The organism is Cohnella caldifontis (assembly GCF_029360585.1).
In the GTDB taxonomy this organism is placed as follows: domain Bacteria; phylum Bacillota; class Bacilli; order Paenibacillales; family Paenibacillaceae; genus Cohnella; species Cohnella caldifontis.
On sequence record NZ_JAQZSJ010000007.1, the window covers coordinates 153,672 to 172,783 of the forward strand.

The 19,112-nt window shown below is 59.3% G+C and carries 17 protein-coding genes; 1 reads left to right on the top strand and 16 read right to left on the bottom strand.

Going from position 1 to position 19,112, the window contains the following annotated elements:
• Positions 1-210: 210 nt before the first annotated feature.
• The 14 genes from PTZ19_RS12505 to PTZ19_RS12570 form a co-directional block, all read right to left on the bottom strand.
• Positions 211-1,170 (bottom strand): acetylxylan esterase, encoded by a 960-nt coding sequence (locus tag PTZ19_RS12505; RefSeq protein WP_276354863.1) that lies wholly within the window; start codon positions 1,168-1,170, stop codon positions 211-213.
• Between the two features lie 47 nt (positions 1,171-1,217).
• Positions 1,218-2,210, bottom strand: coding sequence for an L-glyceraldehyde 3-phosphate reductase (gene mgrA / locus PTZ19_RS12510; protein ID WP_276354865.1), 993 nt, complete (start codon positions 2,208-2,210; stop codon positions 1,218-1,220).
• Positions 2,207-3,988 carry a B12-binding domain-containing radical SAM protein gene (locus PTZ19_RS12515; protein WP_276354867.1) on the bottom strand — a complete coding sequence of 594 codons (1,782 nt, stop codon included), beginning with the start codon at positions 3,986-3,988 and terminating at the stop codon, positions 2,207-2,209. The genes mgrA and PTZ19_RS12515 overlap by 4 nt, the downstream gene beginning before the upstream one ends.
• A gap of 102 nt (positions 3,989-4,090) precedes the next feature.
• Positions 4,091-5,119 carry a hypothetical protein gene (locus tag PTZ19_RS12520; RefSeq protein WP_276354868.1) on the bottom strand — a complete coding sequence of 343 codons (1,029 nt, stop codon included), beginning with the start codon at positions 5,117-5,119 and terminating at the stop codon, positions 4,091-4,093.
• Positions 5,120-5,183: 64 nt separating this feature from the next.
• Entirely contained in the window at positions 5,184-6,530 is a 1,347-nt protein-coding gene (locus PTZ19_RS12525) for a GH1 family beta-glucosidase (RefSeq protein ID WP_276354871.1), read from the bottom strand.
• A 270-nt stretch (positions 6,531-6,800) separates the two neighbouring features.
• Entirely contained in the window at positions 6,801-7,730 is a 930-nt protein-coding gene (locus PTZ19_RS12530; RefSeq protein WP_276354872.1) for a nucleoside hydrolase, read from the bottom strand.
• A gap of 4 nt (positions 7,731-7,734) precedes the next feature.
• Positions 7,735-8,640 carry an EamA family transporter gene (locus PTZ19_RS12535; protein WP_276354873.1) on the bottom strand — a complete coding sequence of 302 codons (906 nt, stop codon included), beginning with the start codon at positions 8,638-8,640 and terminating at the stop codon, positions 7,735-7,737.
• Positions 8,641-8,655: 15 nt separating this feature from the next.
• The gene (locus tag PTZ19_RS12540; RefSeq protein WP_276354874.1) at positions 8,656-9,600 is read right to left on the bottom strand and encodes a nucleoside hydrolase; all 945 of its coding nucleotides are present in this window, start codon (positions 9,598-9,600) and stop codon (positions 8,656-8,658) included.
• Between the two features lie 54 nt (positions 9,601-9,654).
• On the bottom strand, positions 9,655-10,587 hold the full coding sequence (locus tag PTZ19_RS12545; RefSeq protein ID WP_276354876.1) for an ABC transporter permease: 933 nt from the start codon (positions 10,585-10,587) through the stop codon (positions 9,655-9,657).
• A 1-nt stretch (position 10,588) separates the two neighbouring features.
• Positions 10,589-11,647 (bottom strand): ABC transporter permease, encoded by a 1,059-nt coding sequence (locus tag PTZ19_RS12550; protein ID WP_276354877.1) that lies wholly within the window; start codon positions 11,645-11,647, stop codon positions 10,589-10,591.
• The gene (locus PTZ19_RS12555; protein ID WP_276354878.1) at positions 11,644-13,191 is read right to left on the bottom strand and encodes an ABC transporter ATP-binding protein; all 1,548 of its coding nucleotides are present in this window, start codon (positions 13,189-13,191) and stop codon (positions 11,644-11,646) included. The genes PTZ19_RS12550 and PTZ19_RS12555 overlap by 4 nt, the downstream gene beginning before the upstream one ends.
• 73 nt (positions 13,192-13,264) lie before the next feature.
• A complete protein-coding gene (locus PTZ19_RS12560) occupies positions 13,265-14,332 on the bottom strand; it encodes a BMP family lipoprotein (protein ID WP_276354880.1) in 1,068 nt (355 codons plus the stop codon).
• Positions 14,333-14,360: 28 nt separating this feature from the next.
• Complete coding sequence (gene rbsK, locus PTZ19_RS12565; RefSeq protein ID WP_276354882.1) at positions 14,361-15,296, bottom strand: ribokinase; 936 nt, start codon at positions 15,294-15,296, stop codon at positions 14,361-14,363.
• Positions 15,286-16,293: a LacI family DNA-binding transcriptional regulator gene (locus tag PTZ19_RS12570; RefSeq protein ID WP_276354885.1), complete on the bottom strand. Its 1,008-nt coding sequence runs from the start codon at positions 16,291-16,293 to the stop codon at positions 15,286-15,288. Before PTZ19_RS12570 ends, rbsK begins: the two co-directional genes overlap by 11 nt.
• A gap of 317 nt (positions 16,294-16,610) precedes the next feature.
• On the opposite strand from PTZ19_RS12570, the gene PTZ19_RS12575 reads away from it, so the two are divergent.
• Positions 16,611-17,591 (top strand): nucleoside hydrolase, encoded by a 981-nt coding sequence (locus PTZ19_RS12575; RefSeq protein ID WP_276354886.1) that lies wholly within the window; start codon positions 16,611-16,613, stop codon positions 17,589-17,591.
• A gap of 107 nt (positions 17,592-17,698) precedes the next feature.
• On the opposite strand, the gene PTZ19_RS12580 is transcribed toward PTZ19_RS12575, so the two are convergent.
• Entirely contained in the window at positions 17,699-18,127 is a 429-nt protein-coding gene (locus tag PTZ19_RS12580) for a DMT family transporter (protein WP_276354887.1), read from the bottom strand.
• 25 nt (positions 18,128-18,152) lie between these two features.
• On the bottom strand, positions 18,153-18,860 hold the full coding sequence (locus PTZ19_RS12585; protein ID WP_276354888.1) for a Crp/Fnr family transcriptional regulator: 708 nt from the start codon (positions 18,858-18,860) through the stop codon (positions 18,153-18,155).
• Between the last annotated feature and the right edge of the window lie 252 nt (positions 18,861-19,112).

The window sequence follows — 19,112 nt, forward strand, 5'->3', positions numbered from 1 at the left end:
GGTCTCCAGTGGTCTGGTTGACTTTAATTCTGAGTATATCGATATGATTAATTTTATTTAGAGTAACATCCCAATATGACCGTGTCAATCCTAAAATTAGGCGTCAATGAAACCATGGAAAGCATGCGAAAAAAGCCTTCCGTCCCCGATAGCAGAAGATCTGCGGATGAAGACGGAAGGCTTTCGCATGTCATAAGTATGGGTAGTTTTTTACAACCCGAACCGCGAAGCGATGAACGCCATCGCCTTCCGGTTCTGATCGCCGCCGACGTGATGCCCGGAGAACGGATAAACGAGCATTTCCTTCGGCGATGCGATCCGGTTGTAGGCCGCGTAAATCGTTTCCGGCATCGTGATCGGATCTTTGAGCCCGCAGGACAATAGGGTCGGGACGCGGATCCGGTGCGCCAGGTTCAGCGCGTCGAAGTAACTCAGCGTCCCCAGCACCGTCTCCAGTTGGTCCGGGAATCGCGCGACGTAATCCGCGGCTTCGGTCAGCGAGCCGGCGGAGTTCAGGATGCCGTAATCCATGTGGCACATGTTCGGGATATGGGCCACGGCGAGCGCCGGGATGTCCGACAAAGCCGCGGCCATGAGCGTCAAGCCGCCGCCCTGGCTCCCGCCGAGCACGCAAATCCGCGAAGCGTCCACGTCATCCCGCTCCGCCGCCCATTGCACGGCTTTCAGCGCATCCAGCGTGATCGCCTTGTAGTAACAAGTATCGCGATCCAAAATCCCCTGCGTGATCCAACCTTTGGTCATGCCGTAATCCTGCGGCAGCCGGTTGCCTGTCTCCCCGCCCTGGCCGCGCACGTCCACGGCGAACACCGCCAGCCCCATGAGCAGGTATGCCGCGTAATCCTCGGGTTGGCCTTTGCTGCCGGCGTACCCGTGAAAACAGACGGCGCAGGGCAAGCGCCTTCCTTCCGGCACGAACCGGGGGCGCAGGTACCATCCGTGGATCCGGGTGTCGTCGAAGCCTTCGTACTCGACCCGATAGACGTCCGCATACGCCAGCGGAGTCTCTTCCCGAACCGCGGAAGCGTTCAACGGTTTGCCTGCGCATGCCTTCAGCGTCTCTTGCCAGTAGCGCTCCAAATCCGGCCGCGCCGTCAGCGGAGGCACGTATTGCACGAGTTCCGCGATCCGGCGGGATACGAAATGGCTCATGCCGGCACCTCCCCGCATATGGATGGCGGTATCCGCGATTCCGCCCGTTATGCCTTCAAAATCTCCTCGATCCGCGCCAACTCGTCTTCGCCGAACGCGAGGTTGTTCACGATCGCGGCGTTGTCGTCGAGCTGGCTTACCTTGCTCGCGCCGATCAGCACGCTGGTGACCCGTTCGCCGCGCAGCACCCAGGAGAGCGCCATCTGGGCCAGCGTTTGCCCGCGCGCCTGCGCGATTTCGTTCAGCTTGCGGACTTTCTCGACCCGCTCCGGCGTGATATGGCTTTCGTTCAGGAACACGGAAGCCCCCGCCGCGCGGGAGCCCGCCGGAATCCCGTTCAAATACTTGTTCGTCAGCAGCCCTTGTTCCAGCGGCGAGAAAGCGATCGAACCGACGCCGTTCTCCTCGAGCACGTCCAGCAGCTCGCCCTCGATCCAACGGTCGAACATGCTGTAACGAGGCTGATGGATCAGCAGCGGCGTTCCGAGGCTTTTCAGGATCTCGATCGCCCGGCGGGCTTCCGGCGCGCGGTAGTTGGAGATGCCGACGTACAGCGCCTTGCCCGAGCGCACGATCTGGTCGAGCGCGCCCATCGTTTCCTCCAGCGGCGTCTCCGGATCGGGGCGATGGTGGTAGAAAATGTCCACGTAATCCAGGCCCATCCGCTTCAGGCTCCGGTCCAGGCTCGAAATCAAATATTTGCGCGAGCCCCAATCCCCGTACGGCCCCGGCCACATGTAGTAGCCCGCCTTCGTGGAAATGACCATCTCGTCGCGGTACGGCTTCATGTCCGTCGCCAGCAGGCGGCCGAACATCTCCTCCGCCGATCCCGGAGGCGGCCCGTAGTTGTTGGCGAGGTCGAAATGGGTGATGCCGAGATCGAACGCCCGGCGCACCAAAGCCCGCCCGTTCTCGAACGCGTCGATCCCTCCGAAGTTGTGCCACAGGCCCAACGAAACGACCGGCAGCTTGAGTCCGGAACGCCCGCAGCGGTTGTACTTCATCCCCGCGTAACGCTCTCCGCTCGCTAAATAAGTCATGATCCAGCTCCTTCCCGATTTGCGTTAGAATGATCGCCTTCCGCCGCCGCCCACCCGTCCGGGAGCGGCAGCGCGGCCAGCCTCGGCGGCGCTTCTTCGCCCGAGTACAGAACGGCGAGCGCCGTCCCGGCGGACCGGTCGACCTTGCCTTCCTGCAGCCAGACGCCGTAATCGAACGGCAGCCGGTCGAGCGCTGCCCGTTTCTGCAGCTCCCGCTCGTCCGTGCCGAGGCGTTCCGCCGCCCATTTCAGGCCGCTCGTCCATTCCTTCTTGCCCAACCGATCCTCCCACCACGTCTTGCGGGGTTTGTACTTGTGCTGCAGGAAATAGTCGATTTTGAGCAGCGCCAGCGCCACGTCTTCGTCCAAGCCATCCGGCCGGTCCGTCTGGAGAAACGACCATAGCCGGACGAACAAATCCTCCAGCTGATGTCCGATCCGGCTCCAGCCCCGCTCCTCCCAATAATCGCCGAAACGCTGGAAGAAATCGAAAGGCGAAGGGTAGACGCGGGAGACCAGATATTCCATCGTCCGGTCCATGCGATGGGCGTTCCAGTACTTCTCCAGCACGTCCTCCACCCGTTTGATCCGGACGATGTCCGAGAACGGCAGCAGGTCGTTGCCCAAAATCTCATAGGGCGCGCGGTCCATGTACACGTAGCCGTATTTTTCCGCATCCAGCCGCAGCCCCGTTCCCCGCAGCATTTTCAGGAAGCCCAGCTGCAGTTCCTCCGGCCGAAGCGCGAACACGTCGTTGAACGTTTTGCGGAACGTATCGTAATCCTCGTGCGGCAGGCCGGCGATCAGGTCGAGATGCTGGTCGATCTTGCCGCTTTCCTTGACTTTCGTAACCGTCCGCGTCAGCTTCGCGAAGTTCTGCCTGCGCTGCACGGCCAGATTCGTCGGATCGTTCGTCGATTGCACGCCGATCTCGAACCGGAAAATGCCCGGCGGCGCATGCTCGGCCAGGTAATCGAGCACTTCCGGGCGCATGATGTCCGCGGTGATTTCGAACTGGAACACGCAGCCCCTGTGGTTTTCGATCAGGAACCGGAACATTTCGAGCGCGTACTCGCGCTTGATGTTGAACGTCCGGTCCACGAATTTGATCAGCTTCGCCCCGTTGTCGATGAGATAGAGCAAATCCGACTTGACCCGGTCGATGTCGAAGTAGCGGACGCCGACCTCGATGCTGGACAAGCAAAACTGGCAGCTGAACGGGCAGCCCCGGCTCGTCTCGAAATAGACGACGCGGTTGCGGAGCGACGGGACGTCTTCCGGAAAACGGTGCGGCGAAGGGAGCGCGGCCAAATCCAGCTTCGGCCTTCCCGGCGTGATCACCGTTTCTTCTCCTTTGCGGTAAGCGAGCCCGAACACGAAATGGTATTTCCGCTCTCCCGAGATTTGGCGGAGGAGATCCCGGAACGTCTCTTCCCCTTCGCCCATGACGATGAAATCCACGGCCGGCAGCCGCTCCATCCACTCGGCGGTATCGTAGGAAACCTCCGGTCCCCCGAGCACGATTTTCGCGTTCGGGAGCACTTTGCGCAGGATGTCCGCGACGGCGATCGTTTCTTCGATGTTCCAGATATAACAGGAGAACCCGACGACGTCCGGCTTGCGGGCAAACAAGTCGGCCGCGATGCTCATCGCCGGGTCCTTGATCGTATATTCGGCCATCTGCACGTCGAATTCGTCCGCGCAGTAAGCCTTCAGGCAGCGCAGAGCCAGCGACGTGTGAATGTATTTCGCGTTCAGCGCCGCGACGACGACGTTCATGGCATGAAGTCCTTCCGTTATCGAATTCCGTACACTCCCCATTGTAACGGAAAAAGCGGGAAGAGGACAGAAGCCTGCCCCCTTCCCGCGCTGCGGCCATGCTTATTCCGACAATGCGGCCTTCGCCGCGATCTGCAAGCCGTCCCGGAATGCCTTCACTTCGGCGATGTCCGCCTGCATGCCGTCCTTGCCTTTCTCGAACAAAGCGCCTTTCGTTTTGTCCAATATTTCGAGCAGCCGCTGCGTCATCTTCGCGGTCACCGTGCCCGGATGGTCCGCCACGGTCTTCTCCCATTCCGTCCGGACTTCCGGCAGCACATGGTAGGTCTCGTAGTCGAATACCGGGGTGTTGTTCAGCCCGACCAAGTAGATAAACAAGTAGTTGGTGAATTTCTGGGCTACGGCATCGCGCTCCGGCGCGTCCGGATATTGCTTGACGAAGTTTTCCGCGTTCAGCGCGCGGGCGAGCAACTCCTCCCGCGGAATGACGAGTCCGCCGTCGCTGGCCGTCTTCCGTTCGGTTTCCGCGGCCATGAGGGATAAATAGTCCTTCATTCCGGCCGACGCTCCGGACGCCAGCGCGGACAACGCGGCGTAATCGACGACGGGATAAACGTAGCCTTCGGTCGTATCCAGCTTGAAGCCGCCGGACACGATTTCCAGCAGATCCTCCCGCAAGCTGTCGTCCTTCAAGTCTTCGATCTGTTCCTTCGTTACCGGAAAAGTCAGTTCGGACAACTGCTGCTGGACCTGATCGGCCTGCAGCCGGTTTTCCGCGTCGGGCAGCTTGCGGACCGCGTAGCTTTCCATGGCCCGAAGCATGGCGTCGGCCTGCTCCGGGCTGTCCGTCCGTTTCAGCGAATCCGCGAGCGCCTGCAGCAAATCGTCCGCGCGGACGTCTCCGGATGCCCGCGCCACGAACTGATCCGCGATCGTCGGTTGGTCCGGCGAGGGCGAAGGGGAAGGGTTTCCGCTTTCGGTTGCCGAAGGCGCGCTCGATTCGGTCGGGACGGCGGAAGCGGTAGGCGCCTGGGGATCCGCGGGCTCGGATCTCTGGCCGCAGCCGGCCAGCAGGATGACGGCCGTAAGCGCGGTTAGCAAAGCCCCGCGTCCCCTCGTGAATCCTGACATTTGCAAGCCTCCTTGAATCTGCCTTGCTCACTAGACGATTCAATGCGGCTTCAGGTTGCGGGATTTAGACGTCGAGTCCGCTTTCGGCGATCACTTTCTGGATGAAATAATAGCTGTCCTTCGGCGTACGCGTAAGCGTCTCGTAATTGGTGTACACGATGCCGAAACGCATGGCATATCCTTCCGCCCATTCGAAGTTGTCGAGCAGCGACCAAGCGAAATAGCCTTTGAGCGGCACGCCGGACGCGATCGCCCGGTGGCACTGGGTAAAGTGCATGCGGTAGTAATCGATCCGCTTCTCGTCGTGGATTTTGCCGTCCGGAGACGGCCCGTCGTTGTAGCAAGCTCCGTTCTCCGTAATGTAAATCGGGATCTCCCCGTACGTGTCGTGAACCCATTTCAACGCCTTGAACAGCGATTCCGGGTACACGTTCCAACCGATGTCCGTGCGGTCGAAGCCGACCTGCACTTCTTCGTAATCGAAATCCCCGAAGTCTTTCCGGTAACGGCCGTAATTGCCGGTGTAGAAGTTGATGCCGATGAAGTCGATCTTCTGGGCGATCGTCTCCATGTCGCCCGGCTGGATCGGCGCTTCCGCGCCTTTGGACTTGAACCAATCGACCAGGAACTGCGGATACGTACCTTTGAGCGTCGGGTCCATGAACCATTCGTTGTTCCAGCCCCGGGTCCGTTGCGCGGCGGCGACGTCTTCCGGCGAATCCGTGTACGGTTCGCACCAGGCCAGGTTGTGGGTCGTGCCGATTTCCCCTTTGACGCCCATCTCCCGGAATTTCCGGACGGTTCTTCCGTGCGCCACCAAACAATGATGGGCGACCGTCATCGCCAGCTGCAGATCCCGGTGGCCGGGCGCGTGAATGCCCAGGTAGTTGGACAGGAACGAGATGCACCACGTTTCGTTGAACGTGATCCATTGCTTCACTTTGCCGCCGAACGCTTGGAAAACGATTTCCGCGTACCGCACGAAAGCGTCGATCGTGGAACGCACGCCCCAGCCGCCTTGATCCTGCAACGCCTGCGGCAAGTCCCAATGATACAGGGTCACGCACGGCTCGATGCCGGCTTCTATCAGCTTGTCGATGACGCGGCCGTAATAATCCAGACCTTCTTGGTTGACTTCGCCGGTCCCTTGAGGCAAAATCCGCGGCCAGGCGATCGAGAAGCGGTAAGCCTTCACGCCGAGCTTCTTGAGCAGCGCGATGTCTTCCTCGTAGCGGTGGTAGCTGTCGCAGGCCACGTCGCCGGTGTCGCCGTTCACGACTTTGCCGGGCGTGCGCGAGAACGTGTCCCATATCGACGGACCGCGCCCACCTTCGTTCGCCGCCCCTTCAATCTGATAAGAGGCCGTCGCGGTGCCCCATACGAAATCTTTCGGAAAATCCAATCTAGCCAAGTCGAACTCCTCCATTCGGATCGGAAAAATGGTGCCGGGCTCCGCGCGAACGTGCCCGTGCCGCCCGGCCCCCCAACCTTTACCCTATTCGATGGAAAACGTTTTATTCCTGCCGGACAAGTAAAAATGACTTCGTCGTCTTCATTGACACTGAGAATGTCGTTTTATCGGAGGTGATTCAGAAATGAGTATGCGTGATACTTATAAATTCTGAATCACAAACGAAACCGCCGCGAAAATCGCGGCGGAAAATTCAACCTTTATTCCGTCTTAGAGGATTCGCTCCAGGAAATGCTTCAGGAAGCGCTCGGCGTCCACCTCGAGGCATACCTGCATGTTCGGCTCGAGGCGCGGGGAAGCTCTGCGGTCGCCGATCGTGCGGCCGAGCGAGTACATGCCTTCCAGATCGACTTGGACATGCATCGGAACGGCGCGGACGAAAGTCGGATCGATCGCGACGCCCACCGCAAGCGGATCGTGAAGCGCGCAGCCGCCGATTCCGGGACGGAATCTCTCGTAAGCGTCGATGTAGAACGACGTGGCATCCGCCAAAAAACCGGACAGCGGCGTTTCCGCCCGTTTCCATTCGTTCACGCAGTCCCGCGACAGCAGCGTCTGCATCGTAACGTCGAGTCCGACCAGCACGATCGGAAGACCCGAACGGAACACGTACTCGGCCGCCTCGGGATCGGCGTAAATGTTGGCTTCCGCGTGCGGGGTCACGTTGCCGGGAACGGTCACGGCGCCGCCCATGATGACCACCTGGCCGACCGAATCGGCGAATTCCGGATCGCTCATCAGGGCCAGCGCCAGGTTGGTCAGCGGTCCCACGGCGATAATCGTCACTTGCTTCGGACGGCTTCGAACCGCGTCCACCAGAAAGCGGGCCGCCGGAGTAGACTGCGCCTTCCCTGCCGGCGCCCGTTGCACCGTGTTTCCCAACCCGTCGTCGCCGTGAACCTCGGTGGCGAACTTCTTCAAAAAGTCCCGGAACAGCGGCTTTGACGCGCCCGGGTAAACCGGCACGTCTATTCCCAAACTCTCCAGCACGAGCAAGGAGTTGCGGGTCGCGTCTTCCAGCGAAATATTGCCGAAACACGTCGTGAGCCCGATCAGTTCCAGTTCGGGGGAATGGGCGGCGTAAGCGATGGCCAGGGTATCGTCGATGCCGGTATCGACGTCCAGGATGACGGGTTTCATGTGTTTAGGACCTCCCCAATTGTTTCGCGAATTTGCGATGCAGCCATTCCGGCAGCGCGATGCCGGCCAGGATCGTCAGTACGCCTGCCCACTGGGCAAGCGTCACGGTCTCGCCGAGCGCCAGGCGCGACATGAGCACCGCGACCGGCAATTCCGCCGAGCTGAGGATGGATGCGAGCGTGCCGCCGGTTTTGGGCACGCCGATGGCAAACAGCAGCGGCGGAATGACGTAACCGAACAGGGCGAGCAGCAGTCCCCATCCCAACAAGCCATGGGACAGCGCGCCTCCGGTCAAATACGTCGGCGGAAATACCGTTAAGGTGACCGCCATCGAGAAGAAGAGCATGACGGCGCTGCGGGGAATCGGATGAACCTCGACCGCCATTTTCCCGCTTAACACGATCACCAGGGAATACGTCACGGCCGACAGCAGACCGAACGCAAGGCCCGCCCAGGTGAACCGATTCCAGCCTCCGTCCGCGAGCCCTCCGGCTAGGATCGTGCCCGCGCCGACGACGATAAGCGCGAGCACTTTCTCGTAGCCGGGTTTTCTCCGGGTGATCGCGGATTCGATCAACACGCCGATCCAAGTGAATTGGAACAGGAGAACGACGGCCAGCGAGGCGGGAATCTCCTGCAGCGCCATGTAGTAGAAGACGCTGGTCAGCGCATTGGCCGCGCCGACGGGGATCAGCGACAGCCAAACCCGCAAGCCGGCCCGGGAAGACGCTTGTTTGCCTTTCCGCAAACGGAAGGCCGCCCATACGGCCAGCATTAGCGCGAAGCCCAGCGTCGCCTGGCTTCCGATCACCTCGCCCGGCGTGAAACCCGCCTGGTAGGCCAGCTTGACGAAGGTCGACAGCAAGCCGTAACTGGCCGCGCCAAGCAAAACGACGATAATCGATGGCATTCTTTTCTCCCTGCGTTACCGGCACAAAACCCGAAGGAGATATTCGGTGAACCGCTCCGTGTCTACGGCGACGCAGACGGAAGCGTTCGTCCGCTTCGGAGTCCCCCGCATGTCGGACAGCGTCGCGCCGTAAGACACCGTCCCCTTGGTTTCGATCCGGATGTCGTGTTCTTCCGTCTCGACGAACGACGGATCGATCGCCACCGCCACCGCTAGCGGATCGTGGGCGGGCGAGCCGTAAATCCCGTTTTCCCGCTCATAGGCCGAGAAATAGAAGCGCAAGATATGCTCGATGAATGCCGCTTGCCGCTCGCCTCCGGGAGCCATCTCCCGAACGACGCGCTCGATATGGCTTTCGTTCAGCTTGACGGCCATCGTCACGTCCAGGCCGACCATCGTAATCGGCATGCCGGACTCGAATACGCGGCGGGCCGCTTCCGGGTCCCCCCAGATGTTCGCCTCCGATACCGGGGTGACGTTCCCGGGCGCGCGGAGCGCTCCCCCCATCAGCACCAGCCGTTTCACCCGGCTTGCGATGCCGGGATCCTTCGCGAGCGCGTGGGCCAGGTTGGTCAGCCTGCCGACGAAAACGAGCGTCAGTTCATGCGGATGTTCGTTCACCGTCCGCACGATGAAATCGGCGGCCCTCTCCTTGCCGGGTTTCCGATCCGTCGCCGGAAAAGAATAGCCGCCGACCCCGTTAGGGCCGTGGATATGGACGACCGGTCCGTCCCATTCCCCGAGCAGCGGCCGATCCGCGCCCATCAGGACCGGGACGTCGCTGCGCCCCGCCAGGTTCGCCACCTGCAAGGTGTTCTCCGTCGCTTGCTCTACGCTGACGTTGCCGAATACCGTCGTAATCCCCAGGAGCCGGACGTCTTCCGATTTCAAAGCCAGCAGCAAGGCAATCGAATCGTCGATGCCGGTATCCACGTCCAAAATCATGTTGACTTGCGACACGCAGGTCACCTTCCCGTCTTGTTGTTTCGAATCGTTTCCGCTATAACGCCGGCGCTAAACCGCCAGCGCATGCCTGCGTTTCTTGCGAAGCGCGAAAAATACGAGCGCCAGGATGGTCACGACATAAGGAATCATCTGAATGAACTGGGTCGGGTATTGGCTGCCCGGAATCGTCTGCACGATCGTCGTGACCGCGCTGGCCAAGCCGAAGATGAACGAACCGATCAAAATCCCGATCGGATTGCGGTTGCCCAGCAGCACGACCGCCAGCGCCAAAAATCCGGTTCCCGCCGTCATGTCCTTGACGAACATGCTGGTCATGCCCGTCGACAAATAAGCGCCGGCCAGCCCGGCGAACAGTCCGCTCCAAGCCAATGCGGAATACTGGACGCGCCGGACCGGGATGCCGACCGATTTGGCCGCGTCCGGCGCCTCTCCGACCGCCCGCAGATGGACGCCGTACGGCGTCTTGTAAATGAGCGCGACGCAGAACGCGACGAGAATGAAGGCGGCCCATACCATCAAGCTGTGCCCGCTGAGCAGCTTGCCGATCACGGGAACGTGCTCCAGGAACGGAATGTTGACGTTCGGGATGTTGTGCAGGTCCGGAGGGCTGTAGTTGCCTGCCTGCCCGTACATTTTATTCATCATGAAAATCGTGAAGCCGGATCCGAAAATGTTGACGGCGAATCCCGCGATGATGATATCGACCTTCAGGCGGATGGAGAAGAATCCGATGGCGTAGCTGACCGCCACCGCCACGGCCGCGCCTGCCGCGATGCCGAGCGCCCAGCTTCCCGTTCCCGAACATACGGCGATGGACGTGAAGGCGGACAGCAGCATGAGCCCTTCCAAGCTGATGTTAATGACGCCTGCGATATCCGAGATCAAGCCGCCCAGCGCCGCGAGCAGGATGGGCGTCATGAACCGGAACAGAACGACGACGATCGTCAGATCCACGATTTGATTCCAAATGGCGTTCAACATTCTACTTCACCGCCTTCTGATCTTTCGCGTAGCGCTGTTTCAAATAGGTGAAGATCGCCTGGGCCGACACCAGCAGCACGAGCATGACCTGGATAATGACCGCAAGCTCCCGCGGCATGTCGCTGCCCATCTGCATCGTCTGCGCCCCGACTTGAATATAGGCGTAGAAAAGAGCCGCCACCAATACGCCGATCGGATTGTTGCGGGCCAAGAGCGCGATGATGATGCCGTCGAACCCGAGTCCGTTCGAGAAATTGTCCTTGTACGTGCCGTGCACGCCGAGAATTTCGACGATGCCGGCCAATCCGGCCAGCGCGCCGCCGATCATGATGCTGTAAATGATCACGCGTTTCGTCTTGATTCCGCCGTAGGCGGCGAACTGGCTGTTCTTGCCGACCAGCCGGAGTTCGTAGCCGAGCTTCGTCTTGTACATCAGCAGATGCACGACGACGACGGCGAGAATCGCGATCAGGATGCCGGCATGGGCGGAGAAGCCCGGGATGATTTTGCCGAGCAGCAAGTCCTTCTCGAAGAACTCCATGCGCGCGTAGCCTCCGCTGGACGGGTCTTTAAAGACGTTGTTGACGAAATAGGAAGTGCCCAGCGTGGCGACGAAGTTGAGCATGAGCGTCGTCACGATCTCGTTGGCGTTCAGGTACGCCTTCAAATAGCCGGGAATCGCGCCGAACAAGGCGCCGCCGATCATCGCGCAAACGAAAATGAGCGGCAAATGGATCCAGGGGGACAGTCCCGGCAGCGAGATGGCGATCAGGGAGCCGAGGAAACCGCCGACATAGAGCTGGCCTTCGGCCCCCATGCTGAATACGCCCGATTGGAACGCGACGGACAGCGCCAATCCCGTGAAGATGAGCGGAACGGCCTTGTTCAGGATCGTCCCGACGTTGAACCAGTTGGAGAGCGGGTCCACCAGCAAGGACTTGATCGCCGCCAGCGGATCGCTGCTGGTGACCAGGATGACGGCGAATCCGCAGACCAAAGCGATCAAAGCCGCGAGCACGATGCCGGTGATATCCAAGTATAAGGTTTTCGAAGTCTTCATGGCGCCGCCACCTCCTTCTGCTGCTTCTTGACGCCCAGCATGTAGTAGCCGATTTCCTGTTCCGTCAAGCTTTCGTCATTGTCCAGCACCGCCACGATCTCGCCGTTATAAATCACGGCAATCCGGTCGCTCAGGCTCATGACTTCGGACAGCTCCGCGGATACGAGCAGCACGGCCGCTCCGCCGTCCCGCCGTTTCACGATTTCGCGGTGGATGAATTCGATCGCCCCGATATCGACGCCCCGCGTCGGCTGGGATGCGATCAACAGCTTCGGGTTTTTGGACAATTCCCGGGCAATGACGACCTTCTGAAGGTTGCCGCCGGACAAGGAGCCCGCCATCGCTTCTTCGCTGGCGGCGCGAACGTCGAACAACTGCATCATGACTTTCGCGAATTCTTTCATCTTCTTTTTATGGATGAAAGGACCCCAGGTGAATTCGGGATTCCGATAGTGGTCGAGAATCAGGTTTTCCGCGATGGAGGACGTGAGGCACGCCCCCGACGTCTGCCGGTCCTCGGGCACATGGCCGACCTTCATCGCGCGGATTTCCGCGACGCTTTTGCCGATCAGGTTCTCCCCGAAATAGAGCGCTTCGCCGGAGCTGGCCGGATGGAGACCGGTCAGCACTTCCACGAGCTCCGTCTGCCCGTTGCCTTCCACGCCCGCGATTCCCAAAATCTCTCCTTGGCGAATCTCGAGCGACACGTCGCGCAGCACCGGAGCGCCTTTCTCGTTCACCGCGTTCAGACGCCTAACGGACAAGACCGTATCTTTCGGTTCGGCCGGCCGCTTCTCGACGCTGAACAGCACGTCTCTGCCAACCATCAGGCGGGATATTTCCTCTTGGTTCGTGTTTTTCGTCTCCAGCGTGGCGATCGTTTTGCCGGCTCTCAGAACCGTCACGCGATCGGAAATTTCCATCACTTCTCGAAGCTTGTGGGTGATGAAAATGATCGTATGCCCTTGGCCGATCAACGCTTTGATCGAATGGAACAATTCGTCGGTTTCCTGCGGCGTCAGAACGGCGGTCGGTTCGTCGAGAATGATCAGCTTGGCGCCGCGGTACAGCACTTTCAAAATTTCGACCCGCTGCTTCTGCCCGACCGGAATGTGCTCGACCTTCTCCAGCGGATCGACTTTCAGCCCGTACGTCTCGATCAGCTTGCGGATTTCGTCCTGTTCCTTCAGCTGATCGCGGAACATGGAGAGCGGCCCCCGGCGAAGCTCGTCGCCCAGCACGATGTTCTCCGCCACGGTCAGCGAAGGCGCGAGCATGAAATGCTGATGGACCATGCCCATGCCCTGCCGGATCGCGTCGCGCGGTCCCTGCAGCTTGAGCGGGCTTCCCCGGTAGGCGATCGTCCCGCTTGTAGGCGCTTCCAATCCGAACAATATTTTCATGAGCGTCGATTTTCCGGCTCCGTTCTCCCCGACAAGCGCATGGATTTCGCCTTCACGCACCGTCAGGTCGATGCCTCGGTTTGCGGCTGTCCCATTGGGATACACTTTGTGGATCTCTTTCATTTCCAGCAGGATTGTCATGGTCATCCACACCCCGATTCGTGAAATTGGAGGGGCGCGCCTGGGCGTCGCCCCCCAACCTGCCGCGATTCGCTTACAGAATCGACTTCACTTGGATTTCGCCGCTGGACAATTTGTCTTCGATTTCTTTCATCTTGTCCTTGATGGCTTGCGGTACGTTCTTGTCGTACAGATCGTCTTTCGCGAGACCTACGCCGCCTTCTTTAAGGCCCAGGACTTCGTTTTTGCCGAACGGCAGCGTTCCTTGTTTGAACAGATCGAACGCGCGATATACCGCCGCGTCGTTGTTCTTCATCATGGAAGTCAGCACGTTGCCCGGGTACAGCGGGTTCTGGTTGCCGTCCACGCCGATCGAATATTTCCCTGCCGATTTGCTTGCCTCGAGCACGCCGAGACCTGCGCCGCCGGCCACCTGGAAGACGATGTCCGCTTTTTGCGTGTTGTATTGGGCCAGCGCCAATTCCTTGCCTTTCGGCGCGTTCGCGAAGTCGCCGATGAAGGAAGCGACGATTTTCACGTCCGGATCGACATATTGGGCGCCTTGCTCGTAGCCCGCTTTGAAGTCGTTGATGATCGGGATGTCCATGCCGCCGACGAAGCCGATGACCTTATCCGGGTTGGCGTTCGGCAGATCCTTGCTTTCCGTTACGAGTGCCGCGAACGCGCCCGCCAGGAAGGAACCTTCGCTCTGCGAGAACAGCATCGAGTAAACGTTCGGGATGTCCGTGATCTTATCGTCGAAGAATACGATTTTCTGCTTCGGATAACGCGCCGCGACGTCCTTGACGATCTCCGTCATCTGGCTGGTGCCGGTCAGGATGACGTCGTATTTGCCGCTCGATACGAGAGACTCGAAGCCTGCCGCCCAGTCGGCTTGGTTCGTGCCGCCCTCGACGGTTTTAATGTCGTAGCCCAGTTCCTTCTGCGCTTTCTCCATGCCTACTTGAGCGGAATCGAAGAAGCCTTTGTCCCCCAGCGTGCCGTTCACGTAGAAAGCGGCGCTCAGTTTTTTGCCGCCGTCCGCGTTTCCTCCGTCGTTCCCCGATGCCGAAGAACCGGAGCCGCCTTTACCGCAGCCTGCCAACACCATCAGGAATGCCAATGCCAATGCCGTGAATTTCAGCCAACCGATGCGTTTCATAGGTAGTCCTCCTTGACTGTGCCTTTTATTATTTTTGTTTCAGCAAAGCCTCAAGAATGAAGGATTCGGTCTGCGCGAGATCCGGGATCGAGGCTTGCGCCCCTTTGCCCGTAACCGTGATCGCCCCGACGGCGGACGCGAATTTGGCGGCGGTCCACACGTCCTTGCCGCCGATAAGCGAAGCTCCGATCGCCCCCGCGAAAGCATCCCCCGCCGCCGTCGTATCGACGGCTTTCACGGCGAAAGCTTCCACGTAACGGTTGCCGGTCGCTTCGGCGACGACGACGCCTCTTGCCCCCAGTTTCGCGAAGACGGTTTTGACCCCCCGTCTCTGCAATTCCACGGCCGCCAGCTTCGCCGATACGCGGTCGCGCACTTCGATGCCGGTCAATTGCGAAATTTCGCTTTCGTTCGGGACGATGTAGTCCACTTTCTGAAGCAGATCGTCCGGAATCGGCTGCGCCGGAGCCGGGTCGAGCAACACCTTCACCCCATGGCGGCTGGCGATCGACACCGCTTCCATAACCGTCTCGAGCGGAATTTCCAATTGCACCATGAGCAGCTTCGCCTCGCCGATCAACCGTTCATGCCGCCGGATATCTTCCGGCGTCAAACGCTGATTGGCGCCGGGCGAAACGATGATATTGTTGTCACCTGACGAGTCGAGCGTGATAAAGGCGATTCCTGTTGCCTCTTCCGAGATTCGCCCGATGGGACCGACGTCGACTCCGATCTCCTCCAGGTTGCGGAGAAGTTGGTCGCCGAAAACGTCTTGTCCCACTTTGCCGATCATCGACACCTCGGCGCCTTGCTTTCGGGCCGCGTACGCCTGATTGGCTCCTTTGCCTCCGGCGCTCATGAAGAAGTTTTTACCCAGCAAGGTTTCGCCCTTCGCGGGTTTTCGATCTACGCTGACCACCATGTCCATATTCAAGCTGCCCACTACCACGATCTCAGAACCCATAGGTGCGGTCCTCCCCACTGCATGTTTCTCTGTGTACAAGCTCGTGTTTCAAAATCACGTTTTTCGTTTCGGACCTCACCCCCTTAACCCGTTCGTCCAGCAGCTTCACCGCGGTGACGCCGATCTGGTACGCGGGAATCGAAATGGTGCTCAGCTTCGGCCGGCTCATCCGGGAAAACAGGATGTCGTCGCATCCGATGACGGAAATGTCGTCCGGGACTTTAAGCCCGCGGTCCTCGATGACGTTAATGGCGCCGTAGGCGACCAAATCGTTGGAGGCGAATACCGCGGTGGGGCGGTACTCTTTCAAAATCGCCTCCATCTGCTGGACCCCGGATTCGTAGTGGAAGGCCCCGTTGCTGTAGAAAGGTTCGAGGCCCGCTTCCTCCATGGCGGCCAAATAGCCCAGCTTGCGCATTTCGGAAGACTGGACGAAATTCGGTCCGGCCAAGTGGCAAATCCGCCGGTGTCCGAGTCCGATCAAATACCGGACCGCGTCAAACGCCGCCTGGCGGTTATCGATGGATACCGCGTCGAAAGGAGCGCCCGAAACGAGACGGTCGCAAAGCACGATCGGCGTCCGCAAGCTCGAAAGACCCGTTACCTGTTCTTCTTTCAAGATCGAGGAGATCAGCACGATGCCGGCGGCTTGCTGCTCGACCATTCTTTGAATGTATTCCCTCTCGATCTTGGGTTCGTTGTCGGAGTTGCTGATGAAGAGCGAATAGCCGTACATGTGGGCGGCGTCCTCGATTCCCCGCGCGAGCACGGGAAAGTACGGGTTGGTCATGTCCGGGACGATGAGGCCGATCATGTTGGAAGTGTTGTTGGCCAGATTGCGGGCAACGGCGTTCGGTCGGAAGCCCAGTTCCTCGATCGCCTGCTGTACGCGCTGCCGGATCTCCTCCTTGACTTGCGGGTTTTGGTTCAACACCCGGGATACCGTGGCCTTCGATACTTGGGCGCGGGCCGCAACGTCATTGATGGTAATTTTCACTAAAAGTACCTCCAGAAACCGGTTTCTGAATGAAGGTGGAATAAGAAAGCGTTCCCATGGAGAATGTAGCACATCGATTCGACAAAGGCAAGAGATTTGTTCCGCATCGATAGAAAGTCGGAAATGTCCTTTTAAATCAAGGCTATTCAGCATCACCCCCAGATCTCGGACTTCGATTCTCAAAATAATCGACTTGAAATATCTGATTTCACGTGATAGATTTTGATTCGAAGCCGATTTCTTTTTTTGATCTATCGTGAAACCGGTTTCTCAAAATTTCCGGGCGCACTGCCCCCATCGAAAAGGAGCGAATGAACGTGCCTCAAAAAGTGATCCTGGATGTGGATACCGGCTCGGACGACGCCGTCGCCATCATGATGGCCATCCTGGCTCCGGAAATCGACCTCGTCGGCATCTGTTCTGTAAACGGTAACAAGGGCATCGAAAACACCACGGAAAATACTCTCCGCACGGTGCAGCTGCTGGGCTCCGACGTCCCGGTGTACAAAGGGTGCCCCGCTCCGATGGTCAAACGGCTGTTCCCGGGCCGTTACGGATGGACGAGAGCGCAGAAGGTCGGCGAAGTCGACGGCAAAAAGGTCGAATACCATACCGATTTCCTGGACATGCTGCCCCCCGCCTCCATCAAGCCCCAGCCGCAGAACGCGGTCTCCTGGCTGATCGACACGCTGATGGCCTCCGATGGGGACATCACGATCGTTCCGGTCGGTCCATTGACGAACCTGGCGATGGCGATCCGCATCGAGCCCGCCATCGTTTCCAAGATCAAAGAAGTCATCTTGATGGGCGGCGGCCATCGGATTACCAATACGACATCGGCCGCCGAATTCAATATTTGGGAAGATCCGGAGGCAGCCCAGATCGTGCTGACGAGCGGCTGCAAGGTTACGCTCGTTCCGCTGGACGCCACGCACGCCGCGTACGTTACGGCCCAGGAGAGCAAGGAAATCCGGAGCATCGGCACGCCCGCCGCGATCGCGACGGCGGATTTGATCGATCAGCGGATCAAAGCGTATAACGTCGCGCAGCCCATGAAGGTGCAAGATTCCGCGCCCGTTCACGACGCCCTCGCCGTGCTGGCGGTCATCGATCCGACCGTTCTCCAGGAAGTCCGGTTCGCCAGGATCGACGTGGACATCAGCGGCGGTTTTGCCGACGGCATGACGATCGTGGACAACCGGGCGCTGCCGGACTATCCGAAAAACGCCTATATCGCGCTCGATGCCGACCGCGAGAAATTCGTGCGGATGCTGAAACACTATCTGTCCAAATCTTGACGCGAACCAAGCAATACGACACGGATAATGCGTAACTTATGCATTCCGAATCACACGCAAAAAACCTGGCCATCGCCCGCGATGGCCAGGTTTTTTAAGCCCTGTCGTTATTTGAACTTGAACACGATAATGCCCGCGATCATGATGGCCAAACCCGCGATCCGGTTCCATTCCAACGGGATTTTCGGCGTGCCGAGCAGCCCGAGGCTGTCGATCAGGAAAGCGAACAGCAGCTGCGATACGAGCACGATCGCCACCGAATACGACGGGCCGAGCTTGGCGATGCTCTGGGTGACGGTGAAAATGATGGCGACACCCAGCAGTCCGCCCATCATGTAGCCTTTTTGGATGTTCGCGAGCTGACCGGGACTGCCGCCTTTCAGCAACAGGTATAACAACAATGAAAGGACGAATCCCGTGGCATGCACATAGGTGGTGGTCAGCCAAATTCCGACCTTCTCGTTCACTCTGGCGTTCATGACCCCTTGAATGGCGATCACGATCCCGCCGACAATCGATAGCAAAACGCCTGCCATCCGATTCCCTCTCCCCGCTCGTTCTTCACTTGTACAGCCGGTCGTCCGCCAACGTCCGCAAACGCCTTTCGTCCAGTACTTTGATGACTCCTCTGCGGCGCTCCAAGACGCCGATCCCCTCCAATTGCCGAAGCACCCGGTTCAAGTGGCGGTAGCTGGTCCCGAGCATTTCCGCCATTTCGATCAGATTGGAAACGCGGATTTCTTCCTCCGTCTTCTCCCCGCCGTGCGGACGGGCTTCCGGGAGCAGCGACAGCAAATAGCTGGCCACCCGGTTTTCGGCGGGATACAGCAGATTATAGGAAGACGCGTTGCCCAGCGTGTTAAGCTTCCGGCTGAGGTTCCGGATCATGAACTGCAGGAACGCGGGATTGCCCATTTCCGTCTTCATCGCGTCTTTCCGGCACAGAAACAGCAGCGTGGCCTTACCCGCGGCTTCCACCGTGTTGCCGGCGGGTTCGTTGCCCATCCATTCCGCGTCCCCGATCAGCATCGGCGGTTTGGAGAAACGCAGAAGCATCGTTTTTCCGCTCGGCAGCAAGTGATACACTTTCAGCCGGCCCTCCGCGACGACATAGAGACCGTCCAGATGTTCTCCGAAGGTACAAACCTTCTCCTTATCCGCGTACGTATGGAGTTCCATTCGGCTCGCCCCGGCCTCGGTGAATACCCCGTCCAGCCCTAAGCGTTTCAGGATCGCCCCAACCGCAGCCGCGTCTTTGGTCTTTTCCAATGCCGCGCACCTTCTTCGCAAGCCCGGTCCTGCAGGATCCGGAGTTCCCGCAAAACCAAGTGTAGTGGATGATGGTTTCGCCATAATAGGACATATGTCCTTTTCTAGCAAGTCGATCGCCGGGGATGTTTCCGGACGCTGCCCATGTACGCCGGAATCGATCCGAGGGCAAAAAAACTACGGTTGACTAATTGACATACAGAAGATTTGCCTTATGCCGATCGTTACGGACACCACAGCCGCTATTGGAGC